Genomic DNA, 15,727 nt, shown 5'->3' on the forward strand with positions numbered 1-15,727 from the left:
ATCATGGAACAGGAGCCTTCAGGTGTTAGCCATACAGGGGAACCTTTGCAAGTGCAGCCCGGACAGCCGGCGTGTGACGGGCAAATTGGCGAATACTGGCATAACCTTATAGGCAACGGCACGCATGCGTTAAATATGCCTTTGGATTATGTCCGTCCGGCTGCCAGAAGCTTTGCAGGGGAGGTTGTCATGCTCCGGACAAGCGGGGAGCTGGCATGCAGGCTGGAGCGCTTAGCGGAACGCGAAGCGGTATCTGCCGAAACCGCGCTGCTTGCATGTTACATCTTGCTGCTCTCTAAATATACAGGACAGGATACCGTCTGTGTCGGATGGGCTTGCGGTCCGGTTCAGCAGTCCGGCTGGGAAGGGGGCGCAGGCCTCAGCGTTCTGGCGGGACAAGTGAATTGGGCTGCAACTTGGCGGGAATATGTAAATCGTATTCAAGCTATTTGTGTGGAAGCCAGCAATCCCCGGAACACCCCCTATGCCGAAGTGGTGAAGAAGCTGAATCTTGACCGTGATCCAAGCAGAAACCCCCTGTTCGATGCCTTATTCCAGACGGGTGATGCCGAAACCGGATTGGATAAATATGATTTTGCATTGATGCCCGAAAGGAAAGAAGATGGAATTCTGCTGAAACTGGAGTACGATACAGCCCTGTTCTCGCAAGGTTCAATGGAGCGGTTTCTTCACCACTACGTGAATATAGTGGAACATATGGCCGGTAACCTGGACCGGGAGCTGTCAGAGATCGATATACTGTCGGGAGCAGAGCGCAAGCGGCTGGTTCATGAATGGAACAATACAGCGGTTCCCTATCCTTACGAAAAGAGCATCGCCATGCTGCTGGAGGAACAGGTTCTGAAGCGCCCGGAGGAGATTGCGGTTTCGCTGGGAGCTAAGCACTTGACTTACCGGGAGCTTCACGGGCAGTCCAACCGCATCGCGCAGGCGCTTCACGCGAGGGGAATCGGGGAAGAGGACGTTGTCGCCGTCATGGCGGAGCGGTCCCTGGAGCTGGTGGCGGCTTTGCTCGGGGTGCTCAAGGCGGGAGCGGCCTACACTCCCGTTGATCCCGATTATCCGGCAAAGCGGCTCCGTTACTTGCTGCGCCATTCCCAGGCGAAGCTGCTGCTTATGCAGCACAAGTTCAGGGACCGGGTGGCGGAAGCCGAAGCTGAAGCTGATGCCAAAGCTGAAACCGAGGCCGAAGCTGATGCTAAAGTCGAAGCTGATGCTAATGTCGAAGGGGAGGCCGAAGCTGGTGTTAAGGCCGAAACCGCAACCGAAGCTGAAACGGAATCCGTGGCCATTGAGGACCTGCTGGCGGCGGAGCTGCCGGACGGAAGTCTGCCGCTTGCCTACCGGCCCGAGCGGCTGATGTACGTGCTCTATACGTCAGGCTCGACAGGGAATCCGAAGGGGGCCATGATCCGCTCGCATTCGTTTGTCAATTTGCTCCACTGGTACACGCGGGAGTTTGCCTTCACTGCGAAGGACACCATCCTGCAAATTGCCTCAGCCAGCTTCGATCTGGCGCAGAAAAACTTGTATGCCGCGCTGGTGGCTGGCGGGCGGCTGGTGCTGTTCGAGCCGGGCCTGTACGATTATGAGCACATGGCGGAGACGATCGAACGGGAAGGCATCACGGTGATTAACTGCACGCCTAGCGCATTCTACCCGCTGGTGGAGTGCGCGGCAGACGGCGGTTACCACCAACTGAAAAGCTTGCGGGCAGTGTTTCTCGGCGGAGAACCGGTCCATATGACCAAGCTGGGACCCTGGCTTCGCAGCGGGCAGTGCCGGGCAGAGATCATTAACACCTACGGCCCGACCGAGTGTACGGATATCGCTTCCTATTACCGGCTGCGGGCTGAAGACTGGACGGGCGGGGATGAGCTGCCCATCGGCAAACCGATTGACAACGTGCGGTTGTATGTGGTGGACTCAGAACTGAAGCTTGTCCCTGAAGGCGTGGAAGGGGAGCTGTGCATCGGGGGAGCTGGCGTAGGACGCGGCTACTATCATGCGCCGGAGCTGACGAAGGAACGCTTCGTGCACAGCGGCGACCTGCCGGAAGAGACGGTGTACCGGACCGGGGATATCGTGAAGCGGCGGCCGGACGGCAATGTGGTGTTCATCGGCCGGGTGGACCACCAGGTGAAGGTGCGGGGGTTCCGCATCGAGATTGAGGAGATCGAGCGGAAGCTGCTGGACAGCCCCCGGGTACATGAAGCGGTGGTAACCGCCGGGCAGGATGCGGCGGGGGACACCACGCTGTGCGCCTATGTGGTGGCAGCACCCGGCACCACCGCAGAGCAGGTGCGCGGGGAGCTGGAAGAAAAGCTGCCCGCCTATATGGTTCCGCAGCACGTGGTGCTGCTGGAGGCCATGCCGCTGACGCCCAACGGAAAACTGGACCGCCGGGCATTGCCGGAGCCGGTCGGGAGAACCGGTGCTGCGGCAGACGGGGACGATACCGCGCTCACGGACGAGATCGGGCAGCGGTTGGCCGGGCTCTGGCAGGAGGTGCTGGGCGTGGGGGGGATCGGCCCGGAGGATAACTTCTTCCGCCTGGGCGGGCACTCCCTGAAGGCGATTGCGCTGCTTGCCCGCATCAAGAAGGCGTTCGGGGTCAGCCTCCCGATTCAGAGGCTGTTCCGGTCGCCGACGGTCCGGCAGCTTGCCGGGGTAATCCGGGAAGCGCCGAAGCAGCGCTTCGTGTCCATCCCGCGGGCAGACCCGCAGCAGGCGTATTACCGCCTCTCGTCGCAGCAGGAGCGGCTGTACGTCCTGCAGCAATTCGAGGCGATCGGCACCGCCTACAATGTCACCTGGGCCGCGCAGGTGCAGGGACCGTTTGACCCGGCCCGCTGTGAAGCGGCGTTTGCGGCGCTCAGCCAGCGGCATGAATCGCTGCGGACCTGCTTCGAAATGATCGGTGATACCGTGGTCCAGAACGTGTTTCCCCAGGCCAGGGGATTTTTCGAGTATGAGGACGTACCCGGCGGAGATCACCGTTCCCTGATCGGGCCGTTTGTCCGTCCGTTTGAACTGCGGACAGGCCCGCTGTTCCGCGTCAAGGTGGTCCGGACAGGCCAAGAGGAGCATCTCCTGCTGCTGGATATGCATCACATGATCACCGACGGCGTGTCCCAGGATCTTGTGCTGAAGGAGTTCACGGCGCTCTATGAAGGGGCGGTGCTGGAGCCGCTGCGGATGCAGTACAAGGATTATGCCAGCTGGCAATCCGCACAGAACAGGCAGGATGGGACAATACGGGAGCAGGGACGCTATTGGCTGGAGCAGTTCCAAGGAGAACTGCCGGTGCTGGACCTGCCGCCGGATTATCCCCGGCCCGTGGTGCAAAGCTTCGAAGGGGATAAGCTACACGCCGGGCTGGACGCAGAGCGGACCAGAGAGGTGAAGCGGCTCGCGGAGGCCACGGATACGACCTTGTTCATCGTGCTGCTGGCCGCGTATGATGTGCTGCTGCACAAATATACGGGGCAAGAGGACATCATCGTGGGTTCGCCGTTAGCAGGAAGAAGACATGCGGAGCTTGAACCTGTAGTGGGGATGTTCGTCAACACCGTGGCGCTGCGCAGCTTCCCGCAGCGGGACAAAACCGTGCGGAGCTTCCTGGCCGAAGTGAAGGAGAGCTGTCTGAAAGCCTATGAGCATCAGGAATTCTCGTTTGAGCAATTGATTGAGCAGCTGCAGCTGCCCCGGGATTTCAGCCGGAATCCATTGTTTGACACCATGTTCGTCCTGCAAAATATGGAAGGGTATACCCCGGATATCAAAGATGTGCAGATGACGGTTTACCCGGTCAATAACGGCATTGCCAAATTCGATCTTACGCTGGAAGCCGCCGAAAAAAAAGACGGCAGCCTTCGCTTGAACCTGGAGTACTGCACGAAATTGTTCCGCAGAGACACGATGGAGCGGTTTCTTCACCACTACGTGAATATAGTGGAACATATGGCCGGTAACCTGGACCGGGAGCTGTCAGAGATCGATATACTGTCGGGAGCAGAGCGCAAGCGGCTGGTTCATGAATGGAACAATACAGCGGTTCCCTATCCTTACGAAAAGAGCATCGCCATGCTGCTGGAGGAACAGGTCCTGAAGCGCCCGGAGGAGATTGCGGTTTCGCTGGGAGCTAAGCACTTGACTTACCGGGAGCTTCACGGGCAGTCCAACCGCATCGCGCAGGCGCTTCACGCGAGGGGAATCGGGGAAGAGGACGTTGTCGCCGTCATGGCGGAGCGGTCCCTGGAGCTGGTGGCGGCTTTGCTCGGGGTGCTCAAGGCGGGAGCGGCTTACACTCCCGTTGATCCCGATTATCCGGCAGAGCGGCTCCGTTACTTGCTGCGCCATTCCCAGGCGAAGCTGCTGCTGGTACAGCACAAGTTCAGGGACCGGGTGGCGGAAGCCGTAACCGAAGCCGTGTCCATTGAGGACCTGCTGGCGGCGGAGCTGCCGGACGGAAGTCTGCCGCTTGCCTACCAACCCGAGCGGCTGATGTACGTGCTTTATACGTCAGGCTCGACAGGGAATCCGAAGGGAGCCATGATCCGTTCGCATTCGTTTGTCAATTTGCTCCACTGGTACACGCGGGAGTTCGCCTTCACTGCGAAGGACCGCATCCTGCAAATTGCCTCGGCCAGCTTCGATCTGGCGCAGAAAAATCTGTATGCGGCACTGGTGGCCGGTGGCCGGCTGGTGCTGTTCGAGCCGGGCCTGTACGATTATGAACACATGGCGGAGACCATCGGACGGGAAGGCATCACGGTGATTAACTGCACGCCCAGCGCGTTCTACCCGCTGGTGGAGTGCGCGGCGGACAGTGGGTATCATCAATTGAGCAGCCTACGCGCAGTGTTCCTTGGCGGAGAACCGGTTCATATGACCAAGCTGGGACCCTGGCTTCGCAGCGGGCAGTGCCGGGCAGAGATCATTAACACCTACGGCCCGACCGAGTGTACGGATATCGCTTCCTATTACCGGCTGCGGGGCGAAGACTGGACGGGCGGGGATGAACTGCCCGTCGGCACCCCCATTGACAACGTACGGCTGTATGTGGTGGACTCTGAACTGAAGCTTGTCCCTGAAGGCGTGGAAGGGGAGCTGTGCATCGGGGGAGCCGGCGTAGGACGCGGCTACTACCAAGCCCCGGAGCTGACGAAGGAACGCTTCGTGCACAGCGCGGACCTGCCGGAAGAGACGGTGTACCGGACAGGAGATATCGTGAAGCGGCGGCCGGACGGCAATGTGGTGTTCATCGGCCGGGTGGACCACCAGGTGAAGGTGCGGGGGTTCCGCATCGAGATTGAGGAGATCGAGCGGAAGCTGCTGGACAGCCCCCGGGTACGTGAAGCGGTGGTAACCGCCGGGCAGGATGCGGCGGGGGACACCACGCTGTGCGCCTATGTGGTGGCAGCCATTGGAACCACCGCAGAGCAGGTGCGCGGGGAGCTGGAAGAAAAGCTGCCCGCCTATATGGTTCCGCAGCACGTGGTGCTGCTGGAGGCCATGCCGCTGACGCCCAACGGAAAACTGGACCGCCGGGCATTGCCGGAGCCGATGACGAGAACCGGTGTTGCGGCAGACGAGGCAGACGGGGAGGATGCTGCGCTCACGGACGAGATCGGGCAGCGGTTGGCCGGGCTCTGGCAGGAGGTGCTGGGCGTGGCGGGGATCGGCCCGGAGGATAACTTCTTCCGCCTGGGCGGGCACTCCCTGAAGGCGATTGCGCTGCTTGCCCGCATCAAGAAGGCGTTCGGGGTCAGCCTCCCGATTCAGAAGCTGTTCCGGTCGCCGACGGTCCGGCAGCTTGCGGGGGTAATCCGGGAAGCGCCGAAGCAGCGCTTCGTGTCCATCCCGCGGGCAGACCCGCAGCAGGCGTATTATCGCCTCTCGTCGCAGCAGGAGCGGCTGTACGTCCTGCAGCAATTCGAGGCGATCGGCACCGCCTACAATGTCACCTGGGCCGCGCAGGTGCAGGGACCGTTTGACCCGGCCCGCTGCGAGGCGGCGTTTGCGGCGCTCAGCCAGCGGCATGAATCGCTGCGGACCTGCTTCGAAATGATCGGCGATACCGTGGTCCAGAACGTGCTTCCCCAGGCCAGGGGATTTTTCGAGTATGAGGACGTACCCGGCGGGGATCACCGTTCCCTGATCGGGCCGTTTGTCCGTCCGTTTGAACTGCGGACAGGCCCGCTGTTCCGCGTCAAGGTGGTCCGGACAGGCCATGAGGAGCATCTCCTGCTGCTGGATATGCATCACATGATCACCGACGGCGTGTCCCAGGATCTTGTGCTGAAGGAATTCACGGCGCTCTATGAAGGGGCGGTGCTGGAGCCGCTGCGGATGCAGTACAAGGATTATGCCAGCTGGCAATCCGCACAGAACAGGCAGGATGGGACAATACGGGAGCAGGGACGCTATTGGCTGGAGCAGTTCCAAGGAGAACTGCCGGTGCTGGACCTGCCGCCGGATTATCCCCGGCCCGTGGTGCAAAGCTTCGAAGGGGATAAGCTACACGCCGGGCTGGACGCAGAGCGGACCAGAGAGGTGAAGCGGCTCGCGGAGGCCACGGACACGACCTTGTTCATCGTGCTGCTGGCTGCGTATGATGTGCTGCTGCACAAATATACGGGGCAAGGAGACATCATCGTGGGTTCGCCGTTTGCAGGAAGAAGGCATGCGGAGCTTGAACCTGTAGTGGGGATGTTCGTCAACACCGTGGCGCTGCGGAGCTTCCCGCAGCGGGACAAAACCGTGCGGAGCTTCCTGGCCGAAGTGAAGGAGAGCTGTCTGAAAGCCTATGAGCATCAGGAATTCTCGTTTGAGCAATTGATTGAGCAGCTGCAGCTGCCCCGGGATTTCAGCCGGAATCCATTGTTTGACACCATGTTCGTCCTGCAGAATATGGAAGGGTATACCCCGGATATCCAAAATGTGCAGATGACGGCTTACCCGGTCAATAACGGCATTGCCAAATTTGATCTTACGCTGGAAGCTGCCGAAAAAAAAGACGGCAGCCTACAACTGAACCTGGAGTACTGCACGAAGTTGTTCCGCAGAGACACGATGGAGCGGTTTCTTCACCACTACGTGAATATAGTGGAACATATGGCCGGTAACCTGGACCGGGAGCTGGCGGAGATCGATATGCTGTCGGGAGCAGAACGCAAGCAGGAAACTTATTATCCGGCATCCCCGGCGCAAAGAAGTATATTTATGGCGGATAAGCTATCGGGAAGAGGCACGGCTTACAATGTTCCTGTCATCCGCAGAATTAAGGGTATGCTTGACGCCGGGCGGCTTGAAGAGGCCCTGAAGAAGCTGGTCAACCGGCATGAATCGCTGCGGACGACCATCGAGCTGGACGCGGACAGCGGCATGCTGAGACAAAAGATCAATCCTGCCGTTTCTTTTGCTTTTCCGGTATATGAGCTAAGCGAAACAGAAACGGTACTCCTGATCCAGGACTTTGTCAGACCGTTCCGTCTCGATAAGCCGCCTCTTTTCCGGACCGCACTTATACGGCTTACAGACCGGGAAGAAACCGTACTGATTATCGATATGCACCACATCATAACAGACGGTACGTCTGTAAGCATTCTGCTGAAGGACCTGGCGGCTCTGTATGAGAACAGAGAATTGGAGGTTCTGAAGCTCCAATATAAAGACTATGCGGTAAGGCAGAGTCTACTGGCGGGCACCGAGCAATGGAACAGGCAGGAGGAGTACTGGCTTGGAGTATTCCATGAGCCTGTCCCCGCGCTTCCATGGGATGGCCGCGGGACGGAACACCGGGCAGGGGAAGATCCTTCCCGGACCGCCTATTTTGCCATAGATGAACAAACCGCCTGTGCATTGCACCGTCTGGCACAAACAACAGAATCAACGCTGTTTATGGTGCTGATGGCCGCATTCACCGCTTTACTGTCTAAGCTGTCGGATTGCGAGGATATCGTCGTAGGCATGCCAACATCGGGAAGACATCATGAGGGCTTGGACAACATCGTCGGGATGTTGGTCAATACACTGGCGGTCCGCTTTTTTGCCTGCCGCAAGCTGTCGTTTCAGGAATATTTGTATCAGGTGAAAGACAAGCTGATTGAAGCCTATGAAAATCAGGATTATCCGCTTGACCGTCTGGTGGAGAAACTGAATGGTTCCCACAATCTCCAGGGACGGCCCTTATTCAATGTAATGTTTCAATTTGCCGAAATGGAGGCAGCAGAACAAATTGACGCCATTGACATGGTTTCGTTCGGGCACGACAGTGTCCCGGGCAAGTTCGATCTTCACTTCATTGTAGTGCAGGAGAGCAGCAGCCTGGGGATTGAGATAACCTATTTTGAATCGTTGTTTTCAGAAGAAGCTATCGGTGAGCTGATTAGCGGCTTTATAGAAATTATACAGGTGATTACCAGTAATCTGGAAACCGGTCTGGGAGATTTATTGAAAAGACAGAGCGTGCTTCCGTCAACATGAAAGGGGACAGCAGTGAATACACACCATTTATTCAGCCAATTTCCAGTGCTTGTGTCTGAGCATTTAACACTCCAAAAGATTGAAGAGCGTCACCTAGAAGAGGTGTTTGGCATTTATAGCAATGATACGGTTTTTGAGTATTGCGGTATTATACCCAAACATAATAAAGCTACCGTGGCAACGATGATTGGACACTTTGAAAGAGATTTTCATAAAAAATCGAGATTGAAGTGGGGAATCTTTGCTAATAACGACAAGGATACACTGGTTGGGATCATAGAAGCTTTTGATTTTAATCAAAAAGTAGATATGATAACCATCGGCTATTTTTTAGCGGAAGCGCATTGGGGAAAAGGGCTTGCTTCAGAGGCTGTCAGCCGCGTTGTCCGTTTCCTGTTTCAGGAAGTGGAAGTGAACAGAATTCAAGCCGAAGTGATGCCGGCAAATGAAGTTTCCAAACGCGTATTATTGAAAAACGGCTTCAAGTATGAAGGAACATTAAGGCAGGCCACGTTATGGTCCGGTAAAGGCATCGTTGATGTGGAGATCTATGGATTATTGCAGGAAGAGTATAAAAAAGAGCGGAATCCAGACCTTGGCGTTGCTTCCAGCAGGGTTTAGCCCAGATGACAGTGAACAGGCTCCGTCATCATTCGGCGGAGCCTGTTATTCACTTAACGCCCGGCAGTTCTAATGGACATTTTGCTGCTGGGGATCGCCCAGAACGTACCGGATAATGTCATCGGGAGAAATCACCCTGACCGTATCACAAACCTGGGACCTCTGTCCGCAAACAGCAAGAGCGTACCTGTCATCAAGGTTATATGCCTTCAAATACCAGTTACAATGATCAAATACCCGCCAGCCTTCGACACTTCCTTCCCGGACTGTAGAAAAATTGTTCAAGGAATGGGAGAGGCCTTGGCCGATCGCCTTGATATAGCTTTCTTTTGCCGTCCAAACCGCAAAAAACCGTTTTTGCCTTTGCTCATCAGAGGGGGCCTTCTCGATAAATTCAACTTCCTCCCGGGCAAAAAAACGCCTGGAAATCTCGAGTTGAACAGGCTGTATTTTTTCAATATCAATCCCGACAGGACAGTCATCTATGGCACAGACCACCCAGTCTCCAGAGTGCGATACATTATAATGAAAGCTGCTGTTGTCAGGTATAGCCAAACAGGGCTTGCCGTATGAATTCGTATCAAAAACAATCCCTTTTACCGGCACAGCAAATGTCTCCGAAATTATTTTTCGGACAAGCAGGTCCCCAATCAGCCCCCGAATCAGATCTTCCTGATGATGAAACCTGGAGAGCTTTTCACTTTTTTCTCTGGATACACAGGAGAGCAGGGGGAGAAGCTGAGTATTTGGGAAATGGGATATAGCGACTGCATAGATCTGTAACACGGTTGAACCTCCCTTAAGGGTAGCCTTCCGGCATTCGCCTGAGCGCATAGAGAAAGACAGTATCTGCTTCATCCAAAGATTACATGATTAATTCTCTGCTGCCAACAGGTTCTATGAATTCAATACCGAGTTCGATGATACGCTGATCACCCATGAGCGATACCAGGACTTTCGCCCGGCGTGTATGTTTGTTAATTTTTTTGATAATGCCTTCCAGTCCCTTTAGCGGTCCGGACTCCACATAGACCTTGGATTCGATGGTGTAGACCTTGGAGAAATTAATCTCTTCCTCCTGATTCAAAAGCTTTAAAATAATCGACATCTCTTCCTCGGGAATCTTTTTGAAGTAAAGCTCCTCTTTATCTACTGTAGTCACAGCAGACTGTTTCTTGTGTGCGGCAATTGTTCTGTGGCAGGTTAAATCTTCTTTGTTCAGATAGTTCAGCATCTTGATGATTTTGGAATTCCTTTTGATCAGGTAGTAAGTGGAGAAATCCATGACTGTTTTTACGAAAATGTAGCTTGGAAACAAATTTTTTTCCACGTATAGAAGCTTTCCATTCTTTTTCTCGGGAACTATTCTCTTTGGGACGATAGAATACAGTGTTTCTCTGTCAAAAGTGTTGTTCAACCAGTCTTTTACACAAAGTTCATCGCCTGTCTTCACAAAAAAAATGTACCAGTTCATAGCCGACTCCTTTCAGGATAGAGAGGATCATCTGAATGAATAAAGTCTATAAATGGATTTGTTGAAAATAATAAACTGCTGATATTAATTCGTCGAAAGCAGTGAATATCCTCCAATAATTATCATAATTTATCAATAAATAGTCATATCGCACTAAAATGTCGAAAATTGTAAAATGAAAAAAGCCTCCTCATGGGAGGGGCGTTAGGAGAGAATTGCAGATGAAGAGCAGGATTCTTCCAATGTATGAACCCAAGCTAAGTACTTACAATGTATACGCTGCGCTATTTTCGATTATTGCAAAAGATGAAGGCTATCTGCCCTGGTATTATAGTAATTTTATATCCATAGGCATTAACACTTGTGATGATACTTTGTATTTTACGGATCATTTCACTTTTTTTGAGTATGGGGAAGGATCTACGTCATGTCCATGGCTGGAGGTGTACAAACCGCCACATAAAACCATTTACTCTCAATATTCATTCAACATTAAGGAGGTTTTAACCGGTTATTTGAACCAGAACCAGTACATTTGGCTCTATTTGGATCAATACTATATCCCGCAAAGCACCTGCTATCAAAAAATGCACAAAGAACATTCAGTACTTGTATACGGGTATGATGAGGCAGCCAGTGTATTTTACATAGCGGATAATCTGGATAATGGCAAGTTTATACAAACGGTGATTTCATACCAGCAGCTCATAAAAGCCTGGGAAAGCGATATTTGTGAGCACTTCCGCAGGTTGTTCCGGGTGCTAAACAGCAAACAAGGCGAATATACACTTAGCGCCACACATCTCCGAAATCAAATCGAAGGTTATTTATCCTCAAAACCTATTGATCAAGGGATTTACTGGGATCAAATTCCGGTGGATGGGCCGCACGCTTATGTGCAGAATATACAATATTGGATATTTGGTCATGAAGTGTACAGCTACATACAGCAGCTGAACAAGCAAGTACAAGAGATGAAGGGGACTAAAAGTCTGGATATCCGTATTCCCCACCTTTTATGGGAACATAAGAAGTGCATGGCAGAACGAATGCATTATCTAAATTTGGGAAAGTACGATTTGGCTAGTGAATATGAGAAGGTTGTAAAACACTCCTTAACGATCCGGAACCTGTCTATAAAATATAATATAACTAAAAATGACAGTATTTTAGACGAAATAGACACTAGAATGAATGAAGTTGTACATACCGAAGATATTGTGTTAAGAAAACTGGCCGGGCTGTTGTAGCATGAACCCGGCTCCACAGCAAACAGGGATGCCCCTCGCCTTTGCGGCTGGGGGCATCCCTGTTCACGTTCACTGCTAATAATCCATTCGGATTATTGCAGGTTGATGATATTGCTGATAATGACAGCGGCTTGCGCACGGTTGGCAATACCTTTTGGCGCAAAGGTGCTAACTGTCATGCCTTTCACAATGCCTTCCTGGGTAAGCAGCGCTACTGCGTTTTTACCGTAGGGGGCAATGCTCGATTTGTCTTTGAAGTTCGCAAGCGCAGCATCGGCATTGGTAACCGATTTGCCTTTGAACTTCGTCAGTGCGTTTGCGGCGATGATGGCCATCTCTTCCCGCGTGATGGAGCGTTTCGGTTCGAACTTCCCGTTGCCTACACCGTTGATCAGGCCATTGCTGACACCGGCAGCAATATAGCTGTAGGACCAATCCGCAGCAGACACGTCACTAAAAGTTGCCGAAGCATTCTCTGTCTGAAGGTCAAAGGCACGGACAATCATCGTGATGAATTCGGCACGGGTTACCTCTTTGAGCGGTGCGAACGCATTGCCGCCAACGCCGTTAAGGATACCTTTAGCCGTCAATTCTTCGATAGCAGATACTGCCCATGCTACTCTGCCCAGATCCGTGAAGTGGACCGCCGGAGCTGGTGCAGCTGTTGCGGTTGGCTGCGGTGATGCCGGAGCTCCGGTTGGTGCCGGTGTTGCGGTTGGTGCTGGCGTTGCGGTTGCAGCAGGTGCACCTGAACCCGGATTAGACGGTGAAGCCGGTTCAGGCTCAAGTGCACCGTTATCCATGCCGTCTGCTTCCGTAGCTGCCGGAGACGAAGCATAGATTGCATTCGCCAGCAATCTGAACTGGTTCTGCGGATGATATTTGTTCAGCAGATCGTTTGCGAACAAGGTTACATGGATATTATCCTTTTGGTAATTCAGTGCCAGCACTTGGCCTTTTGCCGCATCGCTGTTTGGCCACCAGCCTGCTTTGAAGAAATCTTCGCCTGTTCCGTATTTCGCCAGTACTTCCGCACCTTCCGGCACAGCTGTGATATAAGCGGCGGATACAGTATACAGGTATTCGTTGTCTGCATAAGGAGCCGTAATTACGCTGTCCTGTGAGACGGTTGCTTTGAACAAGCCCTCATGTGCTGCCGGGTTATTAGATTTGTTGACCGGATTGGAGTAATCCAGGCCCGGCAAAATTTTCAGGGATTTAATACTGCTCAGCATCGTACGCCCATATCCGATGAACGGTTTACCGCCGGCAATCAGGCTGGTGCCCGCATTGACCAGCACATCAGCCACAGCCGTATCGGTAGTCACCTTGAATCCAAGATCAGCCAGGATGAATGAAGGTGCTCCGGCAATGCCTACGTTCGCCGGCTTGAGCAGCTTGCCTGTCTTGTCCGCTGATGCGCTGAACGGCACAAGGTCCAAGAGATACTTGGACGCTACAGTTTTCAGGTTCGATCTGGAGACCAGGAAGCTGCCCTGTTCATAGCCGGGTCCGCCGTTCGAGAGCAGGGTTACCGCTTTTTTGTTCGCAAGCAATTCGTTAACCGCTTTGATCGCATCATTGTTGCTGTTGCGGATGACGTAATTTTGCTCAAACCGGTATTGATTCAGATCTGTCGTTGGAATAACGACGCTGCTGACTTGCTGGGTCTTGCCGGTGAATGCGCCGGCTGTACGGCTGATGTACCGGTCAAATCCGCGCATGTCGGCAAAATTCTGCACAGTGTCGGAATACATTTCATTGAAGTCGGATACGTCCAGCCCGTCATACAGAACCAGGTTGGCGTAACCGCGTTTGGCCTGATGCATGTTCACTACATAGGTGCCTGACGGATAAGTGACTCCATCTACAGTTACTGGCGTAGTAGTCTGCTCTACCTTCACACCGTTACGAAGCAGGTATTGCACCATTTTGTACGTTTCCAGTTCGTTTTTTTGCAGATCCTTGGCTACTGGAAGCACATAATATTCAGGGAAAAAGTTCGTTGCTTCCGTTGCACGCTTACGGCCGATGGATTCATATTTAGCATTTACCAAATACTTGTCGACCTCTTTGTGGTCTTCATTGTTCATGCCGCGTTTGAAGATTTCCAGCTGGTTCAGGAACAGCTTTTCTTTGTTATTCTGCACATAATGGGTAGCAGCCAGTGCTGCATAGTAGAAAGCATCCAGAGAATCCTCGTTCAGCTCCGGCACCTCAATGGTGTGTCCAAGCGCCCCTTGGTGCATCGCATAAACTGCGGTGTAAGCCGGCGAAGCATCATCCCATCCGGTCGCATTGCCGTAAGGATTAGCATAATTCGGATCATTCTTCAGCTTCTCGGCTTCCAGATAAGGAATGTGGTACGCATTGTATTTGGTATTAGCGATTCCTGCATTCCCCATTGCTGTAGCCTGTTCTAGCATATTGTCCAAAACCAGATCGTATTCGATGTTCGGATCATGCGGCGGTGTGCAGGGCTCAATCAGGAAGCCGCTCACGAAACCGTGCATATCCAGGAAGCTCAGCGGTGTCCATTTGGCGATTTGCGCTGTAACTGCCTGAGTCTCCGGTTGTGTCTGGTAGGAGTTGTCACGGTTCGGGTCTAGCAGCGTCGAAGTTGCACGCGTGTTGAGCGCACGGCCATCCGGGTTCTCCACATAATCCAGCAGGAAAATCACGTTGTCCAGCGCCTTATCGATATCCAGTGCCACCGGAACAACATTGCCTTTGGCGTCGGTGGTATCATAGTTTACGATTTTCTGGGTCATCAGCGTATCCAAAAACTTAATAATTACATCTACCCCATTGGCTTCATCCGCATGGATGTTGTTCAGCCAGATCGGCACTTTATAATTTTGCAGCTGGCCGTTTTTGATCATCTCCTGCAATGCAGCAGGGTCATTGTTCATCAGCGGCAGCGTTTCGTTCAAATATTGGTCTACGGACGCTTTGTCCTTGGCTACGATGGAGAAGTGGATCGCCCGTCCTTGCGTGGACGTTCCGATCTGCTGATACTCCACATAACGGCCGTATTTATTGTTGCTGTCAGCGGTAATTCTATCAATCGCCGGTTTGATCTCATCATATGTATGATAGGTATCATAAGGGTTCAGCTTCACTTGCTGCTGTACCAGCACATGACCGTCAGGAGCGGTTGCCGTCAGGTTGTATGTACCTGCAAGCTTCACATATTCGGCGCGGATGCCGCTAATCGACAGATTGCCGCCGAAAGGCATATCGAAGTATACCAGAGCTGTTACCGTAGAAGGCGAAGCAGGCTCATAGCTTACTTTTATGAAAGGATCTCCTGTATATGCTCTAACACTGGAAGCATTGTTCCATTTTTTCCACTGTGCCAGCGGCTTCATCTCTTCCGCCGTTCTGCCAAAGTTCCAGGTAAGCTGGTTTGCTGTCACACCCTCAGGAAGGGCCAGTGTAATAGGCAGTGTTCTGGCCTCGGTCATCGAGGCTTGGTAGACTTCTGTGGATACTGTAGGTGCAGCCGGTTGATAGACTTCTGCGGTAACCGTAGACGAAGCGCCGGAAGCCGCAGATGCAGGGGCGGTCTGAACTTGCGGCTGTGCCTCAGCTGCAACTTCACCGGCATAGGCTGCCGGAAGGATTCCGGACAACGTCAGGGTTAACGCGATTAATAAGGATAATAATTTCTTAGACATCATTTACCTCCCAGTTAGTTCTCTCTATTAATAGGTTTGCTAGTAAAAGACTCCAATGTCTGTAAGTTTATGCATCCCTCCCATAAATCCGCACAGTAATGCTGCTGTGAATATATTAAATTCACATCACATGTAACGAATTAATATACATAAATATTTTTTAATATACATTTGAACAATATAATATAGCA

General features: G+C 52.9%; 6 protein-coding genes. 3 read left to right on the plus strand and 3 right to left on the minus strand.

What is annotated here, in order from left to right; genetic code table 11:
• Positions 1–3 precede the first annotated feature (3 nt).
• Positions 4–8,511: a non-ribosomal peptide synthetase gene (locus PRIO_RS08705; protein WP_052741429.1), complete on the plus strand. Its 8,508-nt coding sequence runs from the start codon at positions 4–6 to the stop codon at positions 8,509–8,511.
• A gap of 12 nt (positions 8,512–8,523) precedes the next feature.
• Positions 8,524–9,132, plus strand: a complete 609-nt coding sequence (locus PRIO_RS08710; RefSeq protein ID WP_020434161.1) for a GNAT family N-acetyltransferase — start codon at positions 8,524–8,526, stop codon at positions 9,130–9,132.
• A 69-nt stretch (positions 9,133–9,201) separates the two neighbouring features.
• Here PRIO_RS08710 and PRIO_RS08715 read toward each other — a convergent pair whose 3' ends face one another.
• Positions 9,202–9,918 (minus strand): 4'-phosphopantetheinyl transferase family protein, encoded by a 717-nt coding sequence (locus PRIO_RS08715; protein ID WP_020434160.1) that lies wholly within the window; start codon positions 9,916–9,918, stop codon positions 9,202–9,204.
• Positions 9,919–9,997: 79 nt separating this feature from the next.
• Complete coding sequence (gene loaP / locus PRIO_RS08720) at positions 9,998–10,606, minus strand: antiterminator LoaP (protein ID WP_046501910.1); 609 nt, start codon at positions 10,604–10,606, stop codon at positions 9,998–10,000.
• A gap of 221 nt (positions 10,607–10,827) precedes the next feature.
• Here loaP and PRIO_RS08725 point away from each other — a divergent pair, with 221 nt between their 5' ends.
• Entirely contained in the window at positions 10,828–11,856 is a 1,029-nt protein-coding gene (locus tag PRIO_RS08725) for a cysteine peptidase family C39 domain-containing protein (RefSeq protein WP_046501913.1), read from the plus strand.
• 92 nt (positions 11,857–11,948) lie between these two features.
• Here the strand turns inward: PRIO_RS08725 and PRIO_RS08730 are convergent, their stop codons facing one another.
• Positions 11,949–15,539 (minus strand): M14 family metallopeptidase, encoded by a 3,591-nt coding sequence (locus PRIO_RS08730; RefSeq protein WP_046501914.1) that lies wholly within the window; start codon positions 15,537–15,539, stop codon positions 11,949–11,951.
• Positions 15,540–15,727: the final 188 nt, after the last annotated feature.

Origin of the sequence: Paenibacillus riograndensis SBR5 (genome assembly GCF_000981585.1) — a bacterium.
GTDB classification, from domain to species: domain Bacteria; phylum Bacillota; class Bacilli; order Paenibacillales; family Paenibacillaceae; genus Paenibacillus_AQ; species Paenibacillus_AQ riograndensis.

Coding starts and splice junctions, on each gene's coding strand:
- PRIO_RS08705 (WP_052741429.1), top strand. CDS start 4: ATGGAACAGGAGCCTTCAGGTGTTAGCCATACAGGGGAACCTTTGCAA.
- loaP (WP_046501910.1), bottom strand. CDS start 10,606: ATGAACTGGTACATTTTTTTTGTGAAGACAGGCGATGAACTTTGTGTA.
- PRIO_RS08725 (WP_046501913.1), top strand. CDS start 10,828: ATGAAGAGCAGGATTCTTCCAATGTATGAACCCAAGCTAAGTACTTAC.
- PRIO_RS08730 (WP_046501914.1), bottom strand. CDS start 15,539: ATGATGTCTAAGAAATTATTATCCTTATTAATCGCGTTAACCCTGACG.